Raw genomic sequence first — 14,117 nt, 5'->3', positions numbered from 1 at the left:
TCCCCGTCGAGTGAACGGGGGTGGGATGCCGCTGTGGGGCCCTCATCACGGACGCGATCATCGCGCCTAAACTGTTGTTGATGCATCCCGCGCTTCTCGCGAGCATCGCAACAATCCGATTCTACAGGTTCCCCTGACATCCGGGCCCGTCCCGGCGGTTCGGCGCGAACCGGAGGCCTCATGCCCGAGAGCACCATCGCGCCCGCCGCCGTCACGCGCATCGCCTTCTCCCCGACTCTCCGAGTGCTGGCCTGGCTGTCCTTCCTCGCGGAGGTCGTCATCATCGGCACCGGGGGCGCGGTGCGGCTCACGGGCTCCGGTCTCGGATGCTCCGAGTGGCCGCTGTGCACGCCGGAGTCCCTCGTTCCGCTTCCCGAGCAGGGGATCCACGGCATCATCGAGTTCGGGAACCGCACGATGACGGGCCTGGTGGGCGTCCTCGCCCTCGCGGTCCTCCTGCTCACCCTCGCCGCCGTCGGCGGCCGGAGGCCGGTGCTGCGCGCGGTATGGTTCGCCGTCGGCGGCATCGTGCTCGGCGTGCTCGCCTACGCCGTGACCGCGCCCTTCGGGCTGCCCGGCGCCGGCTTCTTCTCCGGGGCCCTCCTCCTGGCTGTGCTCGTCGCCGCCGTCGACTCCGTCCGTCGCGTCGGCGACCGTCGCGACCTCGTCGTGCTGGCCTGGATCGTGCTGGCCGGCGTCATGGCGCAGGCCGTGGTCGGAGGGCTGGCGGTCGTCACCGATCTGAACGCCTTCATCGTCGGTTTCCACTACACCTCCTCGCTCCTGCTGGTGTGCGTCACCGCCGCCTACCTCGTGCGGATGGGCGCGGCGCCGGGCACTCGGCTGCGCGCGGTCCCGCGCTGGTTCGCGACGCTCGCGCACGTCACGGGACTCGCCCTCGCCGTCACGATCGTCTTCGGCGTGCTGACCACCGGCAGCGGCCCGCACTCCGGGGACGCGAACGTCGTGCGCGACGGCTTCGACGCGACCGTCCTCGCGCACATCCACTCGTGGCCCGGGTACCTCCTGGCCGCGCTCGTGCTGACGCTCGCCGCCGTCGCCGTCATGCAGAGGCTCCCGGTGCTGCGCTGGCTGCTCGTCCTGACGGCAGCGATCGCTGTGCAGATCGCCGTCGGCGTCTGGCAGGCCCGAGAAGGACTGCCGGAGATCCTCGTGGGCGTCCACATGGTCCTCGCGTCGCTGTCCGCGGCCGCGTACACGGTCGTCGTGCTGAACCTGAAGCAGCCGGTCGCGGCGAGCGGGCACGCCACGCTCAGCGCATCCACAACCTCCGCATAGACCACGCACCGACTCCCCGGGCAGGGTGGCTCGGATGAACACCACAGCGCTCATCCGAAGCATCCCCTTCTGGCTCCTCCTCGTCCTCTCGCTCGCCGCGATCGGCGTCGGCGGCTGGATCGCGACCGATCAGATCGAGGTCATGACCACGACCCTCCTCGACGGGACGGCGACCGGCGTCGAGGTCTATGCGGGTCAGTCATGGGTGGTCGTGGCCGGCGCGCTCATCGCCGCCGGCGTCGTCGGGCTGTTCCTGACTCTCTTCCTGGCGGCCGCGAGGACCCTTCTCCCGAAGCCCGTCGTCGAGGTCGTCGAGGCGATCGACTGGACCGCCGACGGCGGCGAGGACGAGCCCGAGGCGGGCCCGGCCGCCGAGACCCCCGCAGATGCGGAAGCGGATACGTCGGATGCCGCGGCATCCGACGTCCGGACCGAGGACGCCGAGGAGCAGGTCGTCACCCCACGCTGACCGTGCGACGCCGCGCCCGCCCCTTCGACGAGGTCACAGGGAGCGGGCGCGGAGGCGTCAGAACGGGAGCAGCGGGTCGATCGCGACGGCGAGGAAGATCAGGGTCAGGTAGGTGATGGACGCGTGGAACACGCGCATCGGGCGCGGCTCGGTGCCCCGCACTGCACGGTTGTACAGCCGGTGCGACTCGTAGATGAACCATCCGCCGAAGACCAGCGCCGACACCGAGTAGACCAGCCCCATCCCCGCCACCGGGATCAGCAGCAGCGAGCACGCGATGGTCGCCCAGGCGTACAGGATGACCTGCAGGCCCACCTGCGAGGCGTTGCGCGTCACGCCGAGCATCGGGACGTCGACGTCCTCGTAGTCGCCGCGGTACTTCATCGACAGCGGCCAGTAGTGCGGCGGGGTCCAGAGGAAGACGAGCAGGAACAGGATCAGCGCGGGCCAGTCGACCGAACCCGTGACGGCCGCCCAGCCGATGAGGACGGGGAAGCATCCGGCGATCCCTCCCCACACGATGTTCTGCTCGGTGCGGCGCTTGAGGATCATCGTGTAGATCACGACGTAGAAGAAGATCGCGCCGGCGGACAGCGTCGCCGCGAGCCAGTTCGTCGTGAGCCACAGCCAGATCGTCGAGCCGACCGCCAGCGTCCACGAGAAGACGAGAGCGCCCCGCGGCGTCACCTCGCCCGTGACGAGGGGCCGGTTCTCGGTGCGGTGCATGTGCGCGTCGATGTCCCGGTCGAGGTACATGTTGAACGCGGCGGCGGATCCGGCGCTCAGGGAGCCGCCGACGACCGTGGCCAGCACGAGCCAGAGGTCGGGGAGCCCGCCCTGCGCGAGGAACATCACGGGCACGGTGGAGACGAGCAGGAGCTCGAGGACGCGCGGCTTCGTGAGGGCCACATAGGCCTTCACGGTGCGTCCGAGCGGCTTCCTGGCCGTGACCGGCTGCGTCTGCGTCGAGATCTCGATCCCCTCCTCCGGGCAGCGGGACAAACCCGCACCAGTCTACGGCACGGCCCGGCCGAGCCGGTCAGCGGCTCCGCCGTCTCTCTCCGACGCACGCGCGCTGCGAGCGAACCAAGCGGGCTATGCTGAAAGCACTCGCGCGCCCGGCGCTGTGCACCTGTCCGTGACGATGCGGATGCGCCAGGGAATACGGGCGCCCTCGTTACTGTCGGAAAGGGCATGACCGTGTCGGAATTGCAGTGGGATGAGATCGATCGACGTGCGGTGGACACCGCGCGCATTCTGGCGGCGGACGCCGTGCAGAAGGTCGGCAACGGTCACCCCGGAACCGCCATGAGCCTCGCTCCGGTGGCGTACCTCCTCTATCAGCGGGTGCTCCGTCACGACCCGGCCGACACCGACTGGCTCGGCCGCGACCGCTTCATCCTCTCGGTCGGCCACTCCTCGCTCACGCAGTACGTGCAGCTCTACCTCGGCGGGTTCGGTCTCGAGCTCGGCGACCTCGAGTCGCTGCGCACCTGGGGCTCCCTCACGCCAGGCCACCCGGAGTACGGCCACACCAAGGGCATCGAGATCACCACCGGCCCGCTCGGCCAGGGGCTCGCCTCCGCCGTCGGCTTCGCCTACGCCGCCCGGTACGAGCGCGGACTCTTCGATCCGGAGGCGGAGGCGGGCACGAGCCCCTTCGACCACTACGTCTACGCGATCGCCGGTGACGGCGATCTCCAGGAGGGCGTGACCAGCGAGGCCTCATCGCTCGCCGGCCACCAGCAGCTGGGCAACCTGATCGCCATCTACGACTCGAACCAGATCTCGATCGAGGGCGACACGAACGTCGCGTTCACGGAGGACGTCGCCGCCCGCTACCGCGCCTACGGCTGGCAGGTGCTCGCGGTCGACTGGACGCGCACCGGCGAGTACGTCGAGGACGTCCAGGAGCTGCTGGACGCGATCGAGGAGGGCAAGGCCGAGACCGCCAAGCCCACCCTGATCATCCTGAAGACGATCATCGGCTACCCCGCGCCGAACAAGAAGGGCACCGAGTCCGTCCACGGCAACGCCCTGGGAGCCGACGAGGTCGCCGCGACCAAGGAGGTGCTCGGCTTCGATCCTGCCCAGAGCTTCGTCGTCGAGGACGCCGTCATCTCGCACACCCGCGAGCTCGCCGCGCGCGCCGTCGAGACCCGCGCAGCCTGGCAGGCGGACTTCGACGCCTGGGCCGCCGCGAACCCCGAGCGCAAGGCGCTGCTCGACCGCCTCGAGGCGCAGGCCCTGCCCGAGGGCATCGAGCAGTCGCTCCCGGTCTTCGAGGCAGGCACAGAGGTGTCGACCCGCGCCGCGAGCGGCAAGGTCATCAACGCGCTCGCCCCCGTGCTGCCCGAGCTCTGGGGCGGCTCCGCCGACCTCGCCGGCTCGAACAACACGACCATCTCCGATGCCGCCTCGTTCATCCCGGCCGAGTGGTCGACGCACGACTGGTCGGGCAGCCCCTACGGCCGCGTGCTCCACTTCGGCATCCGCGAGCACGCGATGGGCTCGATCCTCAACGGCATCACCCTGCACGGGAGGACCCGCGCCTTCGGCGGCACGTTCCTGATCTTCAGCGACTACATGCGCCCCGCCGTCCGCCTCGCCGCGCTGATGGACATCCCGAGCATCTTCGTCTGGACGCACGACTCCATCGCCCTCGGCGAGGACGGGCCGACGCACCAGCCCGTCGAGCAGCTCGCGACGCTCCGCGCGATCCCGAACTTCACGGTCGTGCGCCCGGCGGATGGAAACGAGACGGCGGCGGCGTGGCTCGAGATCCTGCGCCGTCACGGCGGCCCCACCGGCATCGCCCTCACCCGCCAGAACGTGCCGAACTTCGCACGCGGCGACGGCGACGCCTCCGGTGACGTCTTCGCGTCCGCTGACCGCACGACCAAGGGCGCGTACGTCCTCGCGGAGGCGCCGAGCGGCACCCCGGACGTCATCCTCATCGCGACCGGCTCCGAGGTCCAGCTGGCCGTCTCCGCTCGTGAGACGCTCGCCGCGGAGGGCGTGAACGCGCGCGTCGTGTCGGCCCCGTCCCTGGAGTGGTTCGAGGAGCAGGACGCCGCCTATCGCGAGTCCGTCCTGCCCGCGGCCGTCACGGCCCGCGTCTCCGTCGAGGCGGGATCCGTCCTCACCTGGCGCGGAATCGTGGGCGACAGGGGCCGCTCGATCGGCATCGACCACTTCGGCGCCTCCGCCGACTACAAGACCCTGTTCCAGAAGTTCGGCATCACCGCCGAGGCCGTCGTCGAGGCGGCGCGCGAGACCCTCAAGGAGAACGCATGACCACCCCCACAGCCTCCCTCGCCGCGGCCGGCGTCAGCATCTGGCTGGACGACCTCTCCCGCACCCGGATCAGCTCCGGCAACCTCGCCGAGCTCATCGAGACGCGCAACGTCTCCGGGGTCACCACCAACCCGACGATCTTCGCGAACGCGATCACCGATCAGAACGACACCTCGTACGACGCTCAGGTCACCGAGCTCGCCGCCTCGGGCGCCACCGCGGAGGAGGCCGTCTTCGCGGCGACGACGCAGGACGTCGCCGCCGCGCTCGACGTCTTCCGCCCCGTGTGGGAGGCGTCCGGTCACGTCGACGGCCGCGTCTCGATCGAAGTCTCCCCCGATCTCGCCCACGACACCGAGGGCACCGTCGCGCAGGCCAAGGAGCTCTGGGCGAAGATCGACCGACCGAACCTGCTCGTCAAGATCCCGGCGACGAAGGCCGGCCTGCCCGCGATCGCTCAGGCGATCGGCGCCGGCATCAGCGTCAACGTCACGCTCATCTTCAGCCTCGAGCGCTACGCCGAGGTCATCGACGCCTACCTGACGGGCCTCGAGACCGCGAAGGCGGCCGGCATCGACCTGTCGACCATCGAGTCGGTCGCCTCGTTCTTCGTGTCCCGCGTGGACACCGAGACCGACAAGCGCCTGACCGCGATCGGCACGGATGCGGCACTGGCGCTCAAGAGCGAGGCCGGCCTCGCCAACGCCCGTCTCGCCTACGAGCTGTTCGAGAACACGTTCGCCGGCGACCGCGCGAAGGCGCTCCTCGAGGCCGGAGCGAACCTGCAGCGCCCGCTGTGGGCCTCCACCGGCGTCAAGGACCCCGCTCTCCCCGACACGCTGTACGTCACGGAGCTGGTCGCCCAGGGCGTCGTCAACACGATGCCCGAGAAGACGCTCGAGGCGACCTTCGACCACGGCGTCATCGCCGGCGACACCATCACCGGCGGCTATGAGGAGGCCCGGGCGGTCTTCGCCGGCCTCGCCGAGGTCGGCGTCGACTTCACCGACGTCACCCAGGTCCTGGAGGACGAGGGCGTCGCGAAGTTCATCGACTCCTGGCACGACCTGCTCACCCAGGTCGCCGAGGCCCTGGAGGCCCAGCGGTGACATTCGCCCTGCACGCCTCCGGCGCTGCCAGGGCCGCGATCGACGAGGTCGTCCCCGGCCTCGTCCGTGATCTGGTCGCGTCCCGCATCACCTCCGGCGATGCGACGCTGTGGGGCCCCGCCGCCGAGGCCGAGGCATCCGTGCGGCTGGCGTGGGTGGACGCCGTGTCCCTCTCGCGACCCCTCGTCGCGGAGATCCTCGCCCTGCGGGAGTCGCTCGCGGCCGAGGGCGTGACCCGCGTCGTCCTCGCCGGGATGGGCGGTTCCTCGCTCGCCCCCGAGGTGATCGCGCAGACGGCCGGCGTGCCGCTGACGATCCTCGACTCGACCGCTCCCGGTCAGGTGCTCGCCGCTCTCGACGAGGGACTTGCGGAGACCGTCCTCGTGGTGTCGTCGAAGTCCGGATCGACGGTGGAGACCGACTCGCAGCGACGGACGTTCGAGACGGCCTTCCGGGATCTCGGCATCGACCCCGCCGGCCGCATCGTCGTGGTCACGGATCCGGCGTCTCCCCTCGACGCCTCGGCCAGGGAGGCGGGCTACCGCGTCTTCACCGCCGATCCCAACGTCGGCGGACGCTACTCCGCCCTGACCGCCTTCGGTCTCGTGCCCGCCGGCCTCGCCGGTGTCGACATCGCCGAGCTGCTCGACGAGGCCGAGGCCTCGCTCCTCGAGGTCGCCGTCGACTCGGCGGAGAACCCCGCACTGCGGCTGGCCGCGGCGATCGCCGCCACGAGTCCGCGCCGGGACAAGCTCGGCCTCGTCACCGACGGGACGCACATCGACGGCCTGCCGGACTGGATCGAGCAGCTCATCGCGGAGTCGACCGGCAAGGAGGGCACCGGGATCCTCCCCGTCGTCCTGCTTCCCGTCTCTCCGGAGCTCGAGGATCGGCCCTCCGATCTGCAGATCGTGCGACTGGTGGACGACGCGAACGAGTTCCATCTGCGGGAGCGTCACGAGGGGGAGATCCTCGTGAGCGGCACGCTGGGTGCGAACTTCATCGTCTGGGAGTACGCCACCGCGATCGCCGGTCGGCTGCTCGGGATCAACCCGTTCGACCAGCCCGATGTGGAGTCCGCCAAGGTCGCGGCGCGCGGCCTGCTCGACGCTCGCCCGGCTCCGGTCTCCCCCGCGTTCGTCGAGGACGGCGTCGAGGTCCGGGTGTCCGACCCGGCGCTCGCGGCATCCGGGACGGTGGAGGGCGTCCTCGACGCCCTGTGGGCCCGGCTGCCCGAGGACGGCTACGTGGCGATCCAGGCGTACGTGAACCGCCTCGATCTGCCGCAGCTGCGGGGCCTGCGCGAGCTGGTCGCGGCGGATGCCGGGCGGCCGGCCACGTTCGGCTGGGGCCCGCGCTTCCTGCACTCCACCGGCCAGTACCACAAGGGTGGCCCCGCGCAGGGCGTGTTCCTGCAGATCCTCGAGCGCACGGAGGTCGACCTCGAGATCCCCGACCGGCCGTTCACCTTCGGTCAGCTCCTCGAGGCCCAGGCCGCCGGTGATGCCGCCGTGCTCGCCGAGCACGGCCGTCCTGTCGTCTCGCTGACCATCACCGATTCCTCGGCCGATGTCCTCACCCTCTTCGAAGCCGCTCAGAAGTAGTTCAGAAGTCGTTCTCTAGGAGAATCCCCCACTGATGTCTGTCCCTGTCACCCGCGGGCACAACCCGCTGCGCGATCCCGACGATCGACGCCTGAACCGGATCGCCGGGCCCAGCGCCCTCGTGATCTTCGGCGTCACCGGCGACCTGTCGCGCAAGAAGCTCATGCCCGCCGTCTACGACCTCGCCAACCGCGGCCTGCTGCCGCCCGGATTCGCGCTCGTCGGGTTCGCCCGAAGGGACTGGGAGGACCAGGACTTCGCCCAGGTCGTCCATGACGCGGTCAAGGAGCACGCCCGCACGCCCTTCCGCGAGGAGACCTGGCAGCAGCTGCTGCAGGGCATCCGGTTCGTCTCCGGCGAGTTCGACGATCCGGAGGCTTTCGCCCGGCTCCGGTCGACGCTGGACACGCTGGACGTCGAGCGCGGCACCATGGGCAACCATGCGTTCTACCTCTCGATCCCGCCGAAGGCGTTCCCCGTCGTCGCGCGTCAGCTCAAGGACTCCGGTCTCGTCGGCGACGAGGTCAGCGAGGATCACTGGCGCCGGGTCGTCATCGAGAAGCCGTTCGGCCACGACCTGGCGTCGGCCCGCGAGCTGAACAAGGCGCTCGAGGTGGCCTTCGCGCCCGACTCGATCTTCCGCATCGACCACTACCTCGGCAAGGAGACGGTCCAGAACATCCTGGCGCTGCGGTTCGCCAACGAGCTGTACGAGCCGATCTGGAACCGCAACTACGTCGACCACGTGCAGATCACCATGGCCGAGGACATCGGCGTCGGCGGTCGTGCCGGCTACTACGACGGGGTCGGCGCGGCGCGCGACGTCATCCAGAACCACCTGCTGCAGCTGCTCGCGCTGACGGCGATGGAGGAGCCGATCAGCCTGTCCGCGGAGCATCTGCGCGCGGAGAAGGAGAAGGTCCTCGCGGCCGTCCATCTCCCGGAGGATCTCTCCCTCGCCACCGCGCGCGGACAGTACGCGGGAGGATGGCAGGGCGGTGAGCAGGTCACCGGCTTCCTCGACGAGGACGGCATGGACCCGAAGTCCACGACCGAGACCTACGCCGCCATCAAGCTCGAGATCGCGACGCGCCGCTGGGCGGACGTGCCGTTCTACCTCCGTACGGGCAAGCGCCTCGGCCGCCGCGTGACCGAGGTCGCGGTCGTCTTCAAGCGGGCGCCCGAGCACCTGTTCGGACGGTCCAACGCCTCCGAGCTCGGCCAGAACGCGCTCGTCATCCGCGTGCAGCCCGACGAAGGCGTGACGATCCGCTTCGGATCCAAGGTGCCCGGTTCCGGCACGAACGTCCGGGATGTGACGATGGACTTCGGCTACGGACACGCCTTCACCGAGGCGAGCCCCGAGGCGTACGAGCGCCTCATCCTCGACGTGCTGCTCGGCGATCCGCCGCTCTTCCCCCGTCACGAGGAGGTCGAGCTCAGCTGGAAGATCCTCGACCCCGTGGAGGAGTTCTGGACCGCCGAGGGCGGCCCAGTGGAGCAGTACGCCCCCGGCTCATGGGGCCCGGCATCCGCCGACGCCCTACTGGCCCGCGACGGACGAGTCTGGAGACGACCGTGATCATCGACCTGCCCGACACGACCGTCAGCCAGGTCGCAAAGAAGCTCGTCAGCGTCCGCGAGGAGGGCGGCGCCGTCGCCCTCGGCAGGGTGCTGACGCTCGTCATCACCGCTCGCAACGGCGTGGCCGAGGCTGCGATCGACGCCGCGAACGATGCCTCCCGCGAGCATCCGATGCGTGTCATCGTGCTCACCACCGGCGACGGAGAGTCTCATCTCGACGCCCAGATCCGGGTCGGCGGCGACGCCGGCGCGAGCGAGGTCGTGGTCCTGCGCGCCTACGGAGACGCGGCGAGCAACGAGGAGAGCCTCATCACCGGCCTGCTGCTGCCGGACGCACCCGTCGTGGCGTGGTGGCCGGAGGAGGCGCCCACCGACACGGCGTCCTCGCCGCTCGGCAGGATCGCCCAGCGCCGGATCACGGACGCCGCGACCTCGCCGGACGTGCGCGACCGTCTGGCGCTGCTCGACAAGACGCACGCGCCCGGTGACACCGATCTGGCGTGGACACGGCTCACGCACTGGCGCGAGCAGCTCGCCGCAGTCCTCGACCAGCCGCCTTTCGAGCCGGTCACGGGCGTCGAGGTGCGCGGCGCCTCCGCTTCGCCCTCGACGGCGCTGCTGGCGGCGTGGCTCCGACTCGCGCTGGACGTCCCGGTGCGCTGGGCGTACGAGAACCCCGCCACATGGAACGAGGGCATCAAGTCGGTGCGTCTCACGCGCGCTTCCGGTGACATCCTGCTGGAGCGCCCCGAGCCGGGGGTCGCGGTGCTGACCCAGCCCGGTCAGCCCGATCACGACCTGCATCTGCCCCGGCGCACGCTGCGCGAATGCCTGGCCGAGGAGCTGCGGCGTCTCGACCCCGACGTGCTGTACGGTCGAGTGATCACCGAGGGCTGGGAGAAGCTGGGTCCGCCCGAGACGGGAGCGTGAGCGCCATGGAGGCAGCAGCCGCCGAGAAGACCGTCGTCGTCGAGGCGACGCCGCAGGCCCTGGCCGCCCGTGTCGCCGACCGATTCCTCGCCCGGCTCCGCGCCAGGACGAGGAACGGCAGGGTCGCGCACGTCGCGCTGACCGGCGGCTCCATGGGCGGCGCGGTGCTCAGTGCGGTGCGCACGCATCCGCGCGCCGCGGAGATCGACTGGAGCCTGGTCCATTTCTGGTGGGGCGATGAGCGCTTCGTTCCTCGCGCAGATGGCGACCGCAACGCGCTGCAGTCGCGGACGGCGCTGCTGGATCATCTCTCCGTTCCCGCCGAGAACATCCACGAGGTCGCAGCTTCGGACAGCGGCGTCACCCTCGACGAGGCCGCCGCCGCCTATGCGGAGGAGCTCGCGCGCTGGGGGAACGAGGATCAGCCCTGGCCCTCGTTCGCCGTGTGCTTCCTCGGCGTCGGTCCGGACGGCCACATCGCCTCCCTCTTCCCCGATCGGCCGGAGGTGACGGTGACGGACGCCGCCGTGCTCCCGGTGCGCGACTCCCCGAAGCCGCCGCCGGAGCGCGTCACGCTGACGCGACCGGTGATCAACGCGTCGAAGCGCGTGTGGCTGGTGCTGACCGGTGCGGACAAGGCGTCCGCGCTCGGTCTCGCCCTCGCCGGCGCGAGCTACACGAGCGTTCCGGTCGCCGGCGCCAAGGGGCGCAGGCGCACGGTGTTCTTCGTGGACGAGGCCGCGGCCTCCGAGGTCTCGCCGGATCTCATCGACCAGGCCTACTGAGCGTCGTCTTCCCCGGCCGGGGGATCCCTCGGCTCGTCGCTGCCGCGCGTGATGCCGAGCTCCTGGCTCTCGCTGAGCACCTGCGGGTGGTACCGCGCAAGACCGACCACACCCCAGACGGCGACGGCGCCGGAGATGCCGAAGGCGATGAGCACCCACAGCGGAGCGGCGTCGGTCTCGCCGAGCACCACAGCGCCGATGAGGACGGCGATCATCGGGTCGACGACGGTGAGCCCGGCGATCACGAGGTCGGGCGGTCCTGAGCTGTACGCGGTCTGCACGAAGTAGGCGCCCACCGCGCCGGCCGCGATGAGCGCGAGGACGCAGACGGCGGTGATCCAGTCGAACTCCCCCGCCTTGACCCTCTCGATGACGGCCTTGGCGAGCGTGGCGACGAAGCCGTAGAGGATGCCGGCGCCGACGACGTAGAACAGCGCGCGCATCCGGTGGCGCAGGATCAGCCAGCAGGCGCCGAGCAGGATGATCACCACGAGCAGGATCACGAGGATCGTGAACAGCTCGATCGTGGTGATGTCCTTCTCCACGGCATAGATCGCCGCGAAGAAGACGAAGATGAAGATGCCGCCGACGCACGAGGTGATCGCGATGAGCGACTGCCTCGTCGGCGTGTGGCCCGAGACGCGGGCGTTCAGCAGCGTCGTGATGACGAGCGCGATGGCCCCGAGCGGCTGCACCACGATGAGCGGGGCGACCGAGAGGGCGGCGAGCTGACACACGATCGCGAGGCCGAGCATGAGCGTGCCGATGATCCAGGAAGGCCGGCTCAGCAGACGCTTGAGCTGCGCGACGGTCAGACCCGACGCGCCGTCCTCCCCGCTGAGCCTCTCGACCTTCTCCACGCCGCGATGCTGATACTGCGCGCCGAGCGACATGAACACCGCTCCCGCGAGAGCGAGCGGGATGCCGAGGAGCAGGCCGGGATTCTGGAACACGCCGACGAGCTGGTCGCCGACGTCCACCCCCGCCATCCACACACCCGCGCTCACACTACGACCTTACCCGGCGGTTCGCCGCCGGTAGGGTTGTGGCGTGGCTGTTCTTCCGATTCGCATCATGGGCGACCCCGTCCTGCACTCCCCGGCCTCGGAGGTGGAGGAGATCACCGACGAGATCCGCACCCTCGTCGCCGACATGTACGAGACGATGGACGCCGCGCCCGGCGTGGGCCTCGCCGCCCCCCAGGTCGGCGTTCCGCTGCGGATCTACACATACGCCTATGTGGACGACGAGGAGCGTCCTTGGCGCGGCGAGATCATCAACCCCGTGCTGTGGATGTCTCCCCCGGAGCCCGGCGCGCCGGATCCGGATGAGGAGTCCGAGGGCTGTCTCTCCTTCCCCGGCGAGCGATTCCCGCTGCGTCGGGCAGACCGCGTCCTCGTGACGGGGAGGGATCTGGCCGGAGAGCCGGTGCGCATCGAGGTCGACGGCTGGCGCGCACGGATCATGCAGCACGAGTTCGACCACCTCGACGGCATCCTCTACCTGGACCGTCTCTCCGACGCCGATGCGAAGACCGTGCAGAAGATCGCGCGCAAGCGCGGATGGGGCAGGCCGGGGCGAAGCTGGATCCCCGGAGTGGATGATCTCGAGGCCTGACGACCCCTCGGGATGCCGTCCTCGACGTTCAGCTCCTCGATAGGTTCCTCGAAGTTGCGTCCCAGGTTCGCGATCGATACGGTTCCATGGGCGGGAACCTCACACCCGCCGATTCCACACAGCTTCGGAGGGGAAATCCACATGATGAAGATGCGCACGCGACGCGCTCTCGCACTGGCCGGCTCGGCTGCTGCGCTCAGCCTCGCGCTCACGGGCTGCAGCGTCCTGAACGGCATCATCGGCGGCGGCGGCGACGCGCCGCGCGACGACGACAACAACGTCACCGAAGAATCCAATATTGACATCTTCTCACTCCAGGTCGGTGATTGCCTGCCTGAAACCGACATGAACGGCGGCGAGACCTCGGATACCGATGTCGTTCCCTGTGATGAGGCCCATTCCTATGAGGTTTATCACGAGTTCGATCTCGCCGATGGCGACTACCCAGGCAGTGATGCCATCTACGACCAGGCAGTCTCCGAGTGCACGACGGCCTTCGAGGCTTTCATCGGGATCTCCTGGGATGATTCGTCTCTCGACTTCACCTGGTACGAGCCGACCGAGGCTAGCTGGGGGCAGGCAAATGACCGTCTCGTGCAATGCCTCGTCTACGACACCGCGGGTAGTGTGAAAGGGTCCCTCAAGGGCGTCGCGCGCTGATGGCGCGGTACGAAAAAATAAGGAGTAAACGATGAAGAAGAATCGGTTTATTGCTGGTGCCATTGCGTTGGTGCTTGCAGCGGGAATCGGGCTCGTTGGTGCTGCACCGGCCAATGCCGCGCCCTTGGCTGGCTGCAAGTCCGAATTTGGGGCACTCGTAACCTATAGGCTCACGCCCAGTCGCAACGCGGTGAAGTGCATCTCCACATTCGCAGGCTCTTTGAACAACGTCGTTCGAATTCAGACAAATATTATTGGGAAAGTGGTTAAGCTTAGTGGAGCAACCTTCGAAATCCCGCCGCATTCCGTCAAAATTTACGGCGGCTTGGAACTCACGAGTATGAACAACTGGTAGGTTCCCGCTAGCGCAGGGCACGTGGCGCGTTAACAAACTCTCTTCCTTCAGAAGGCCATTGGGAACTTAACTGTCTCCGGGGATGGCGTTGGACTGCAAAAAGTGCTTCAGCAAGCTACCGTGCTGTCGGACGCTTGTCGCCGGGCCGCTAATCGCAGCAACGTCCTGAGGCAGGCCTCGGCGACGCTTCGACGAGGCCTGCCTCCTTTAGGGATCGTTCCTGTCCATCCATTCGGCTCAGGGCTGTTGCTGTTGTTGTTGGCAGGATGAGCGAGTGAGCTGTTCCTTGATCGTCTGGGTCCGCGATGACCTCCAGCTTGCTGACTACCCCTTCGGCACGTGCAAGCACCGAACGCGGCGCGCCCGTCATCACCCTGTGAGTGCTCGATAAGGAATCCGCCGGGATGG

At 69.2% G+C, this 14,117-nt stretch carries 13 protein-coding genes; 11 read left to right on the top strand and 2 right to left on the bottom strand.

The features are described 5' to 3' along the window. Positions 1–180: 180 nt before the first annotated feature. Positions 181–1,299 (top strand): COX15/CtaA family protein, encoded by a 1,119-nt coding sequence (locus ACYVGQ_RS08820; protein ID WP_460784256.1) that lies wholly within the window; start codon positions 181–183, stop codon positions 1,297–1,299. 34 nt (positions 1,300–1,333) lie between these two features. Then, positions 1,334–1,768 (top strand): hypothetical protein, encoded by a 435-nt coding sequence (locus ACYVGQ_RS08815; protein ID WP_460784255.1) that lies wholly within the window; start codon positions 1,334–1,336, stop codon positions 1,766–1,768. Positions 1,769–1,825: 57 nt separating this feature from the next. Here ACYVGQ_RS08815 and ACYVGQ_RS08810 read toward each other — a convergent pair whose 3' ends face one another. Beyond that, a complete protein-coding gene (locus tag ACYVGQ_RS08810) occupies positions 1,826–2,746 on the bottom strand; it encodes a heme o synthase (protein ID WP_460784833.1) in 921 nt (306 codons plus the stop codon). 222 nt (positions 2,747–2,968) lie between these two features. Here ACYVGQ_RS08810 and tkt point away from each other — a divergent pair, with 222 nt between their 5' ends. Genes tkt through pgl form a run of 6 tightly spaced genes read left to right on the top strand, consistent with a single transcriptional unit; the run spans position 2,969 to position 11,077 of the window. Then, positions 2,969–5,065 carry a transketolase gene (gene tkt / locus ACYVGQ_RS08805; protein ID WP_460784832.1) on the top strand — a complete coding sequence of 699 codons (2,097 nt, stop codon included), beginning with the start codon at positions 2,969–2,971 and terminating at the stop codon, positions 5,063–5,065. Continuing rightward, positions 5,062–6,174, top strand: coding sequence for a transaldolase (gene tal / locus ACYVGQ_RS08800; RefSeq protein ID WP_460784254.1), 1,113 nt, complete (start codon positions 5,062–5,064; stop codon positions 6,172–6,174). The genes tkt and tal overlap by 4 nt, the downstream gene beginning before the upstream one ends. Then, positions 6,171–7,778 carry a glucose-6-phosphate isomerase gene (locus ACYVGQ_RS08795; protein WP_460784253.1) on the top strand — a complete coding sequence of 536 codons (1,608 nt, stop codon included), beginning with the start codon at positions 6,171–6,173 and terminating at the stop codon, positions 7,776–7,778. The genes tal and ACYVGQ_RS08795 overlap by 4 nt, the downstream gene beginning before the upstream one ends. Before the next feature lie 34 nt (positions 7,779–7,812). Next, complete coding sequence (zwf, locus tag ACYVGQ_RS08790) at positions 7,813–9,360, top strand: glucose-6-phosphate dehydrogenase (protein ID WP_460784252.1); 1,548 nt, start codon at positions 7,813–7,815, stop codon at positions 9,358–9,360. Next, positions 9,357–10,292: a glucose-6-phosphate dehydrogenase assembly protein OpcA gene (locus tag ACYVGQ_RS08785; protein WP_460784251.1), complete on the top strand. Its 936-nt coding sequence runs from the start codon at positions 9,357–9,359 to the stop codon at positions 10,290–10,292. Before zwf ends, ACYVGQ_RS08785 begins: the two co-directional genes overlap by 4 nt. A gap of 5 nt (positions 10,293–10,297) precedes the next feature. Further along, a complete protein-coding gene (pgl, locus tag ACYVGQ_RS08780) occupies positions 10,298–11,077 on the top strand; it encodes a 6-phosphogluconolactonase (RefSeq protein ID WP_460784831.1) in 780 nt (259 codons plus the stop codon). Here the strand turns inward: pgl and ACYVGQ_RS08775 are convergent. Then, complete coding sequence (locus tag ACYVGQ_RS08775; RefSeq protein WP_460784830.1) at positions 11,071–12,066, bottom strand: DMT family transporter; 996 nt, start codon at positions 12,064–12,066, stop codon at positions 11,071–11,073. The genes pgl and ACYVGQ_RS08775 overlap by 7 nt on opposite strands. 61 nt (positions 12,067–12,127) lie before the next feature. Between ACYVGQ_RS08775 and def the strand changes: the two genes are divergently transcribed. The 3 genes from def (at position 12,128) to ACYVGQ_RS08760 (ending at position 13,709) form a co-directional block, all read left to right on the top strand. Continuing rightward, positions 12,128–12,694 carry a peptide deformylase gene (def, locus tag ACYVGQ_RS08770; protein ID WP_460784250.1) on the top strand — a complete coding sequence of 189 codons (567 nt, stop codon included), beginning with the start codon at positions 12,128–12,130 and terminating at the stop codon, positions 12,692–12,694. 141 nt (positions 12,695–12,835) lie between these two features. Next, the gene (locus tag ACYVGQ_RS08765; RefSeq protein ID WP_460784249.1) at positions 12,836–13,354 is read left to right on the top strand and encodes a septum formation family protein; all 519 of its coding nucleotides are present in this window, start codon (positions 12,836–12,838) and stop codon (positions 13,352–13,354) included. Between the two features lie 31 nt (positions 13,355–13,385). Continuing rightward, entirely contained in the window at positions 13,386–13,709 is a 324-nt protein-coding gene (locus tag ACYVGQ_RS08760) for a hypothetical protein (RefSeq protein WP_460784248.1), read from the top strand. Positions 13,710–14,117 lie beyond the last annotated feature (408 nt).

It is taken from the genome of Microbacterium tumbae (assembly GCF_054780175.1).
The sequence above is the reverse complement of the archived record's forward strand: the minus strand, read 5'-3'. Positions and strand labels throughout refer to the sequence as shown.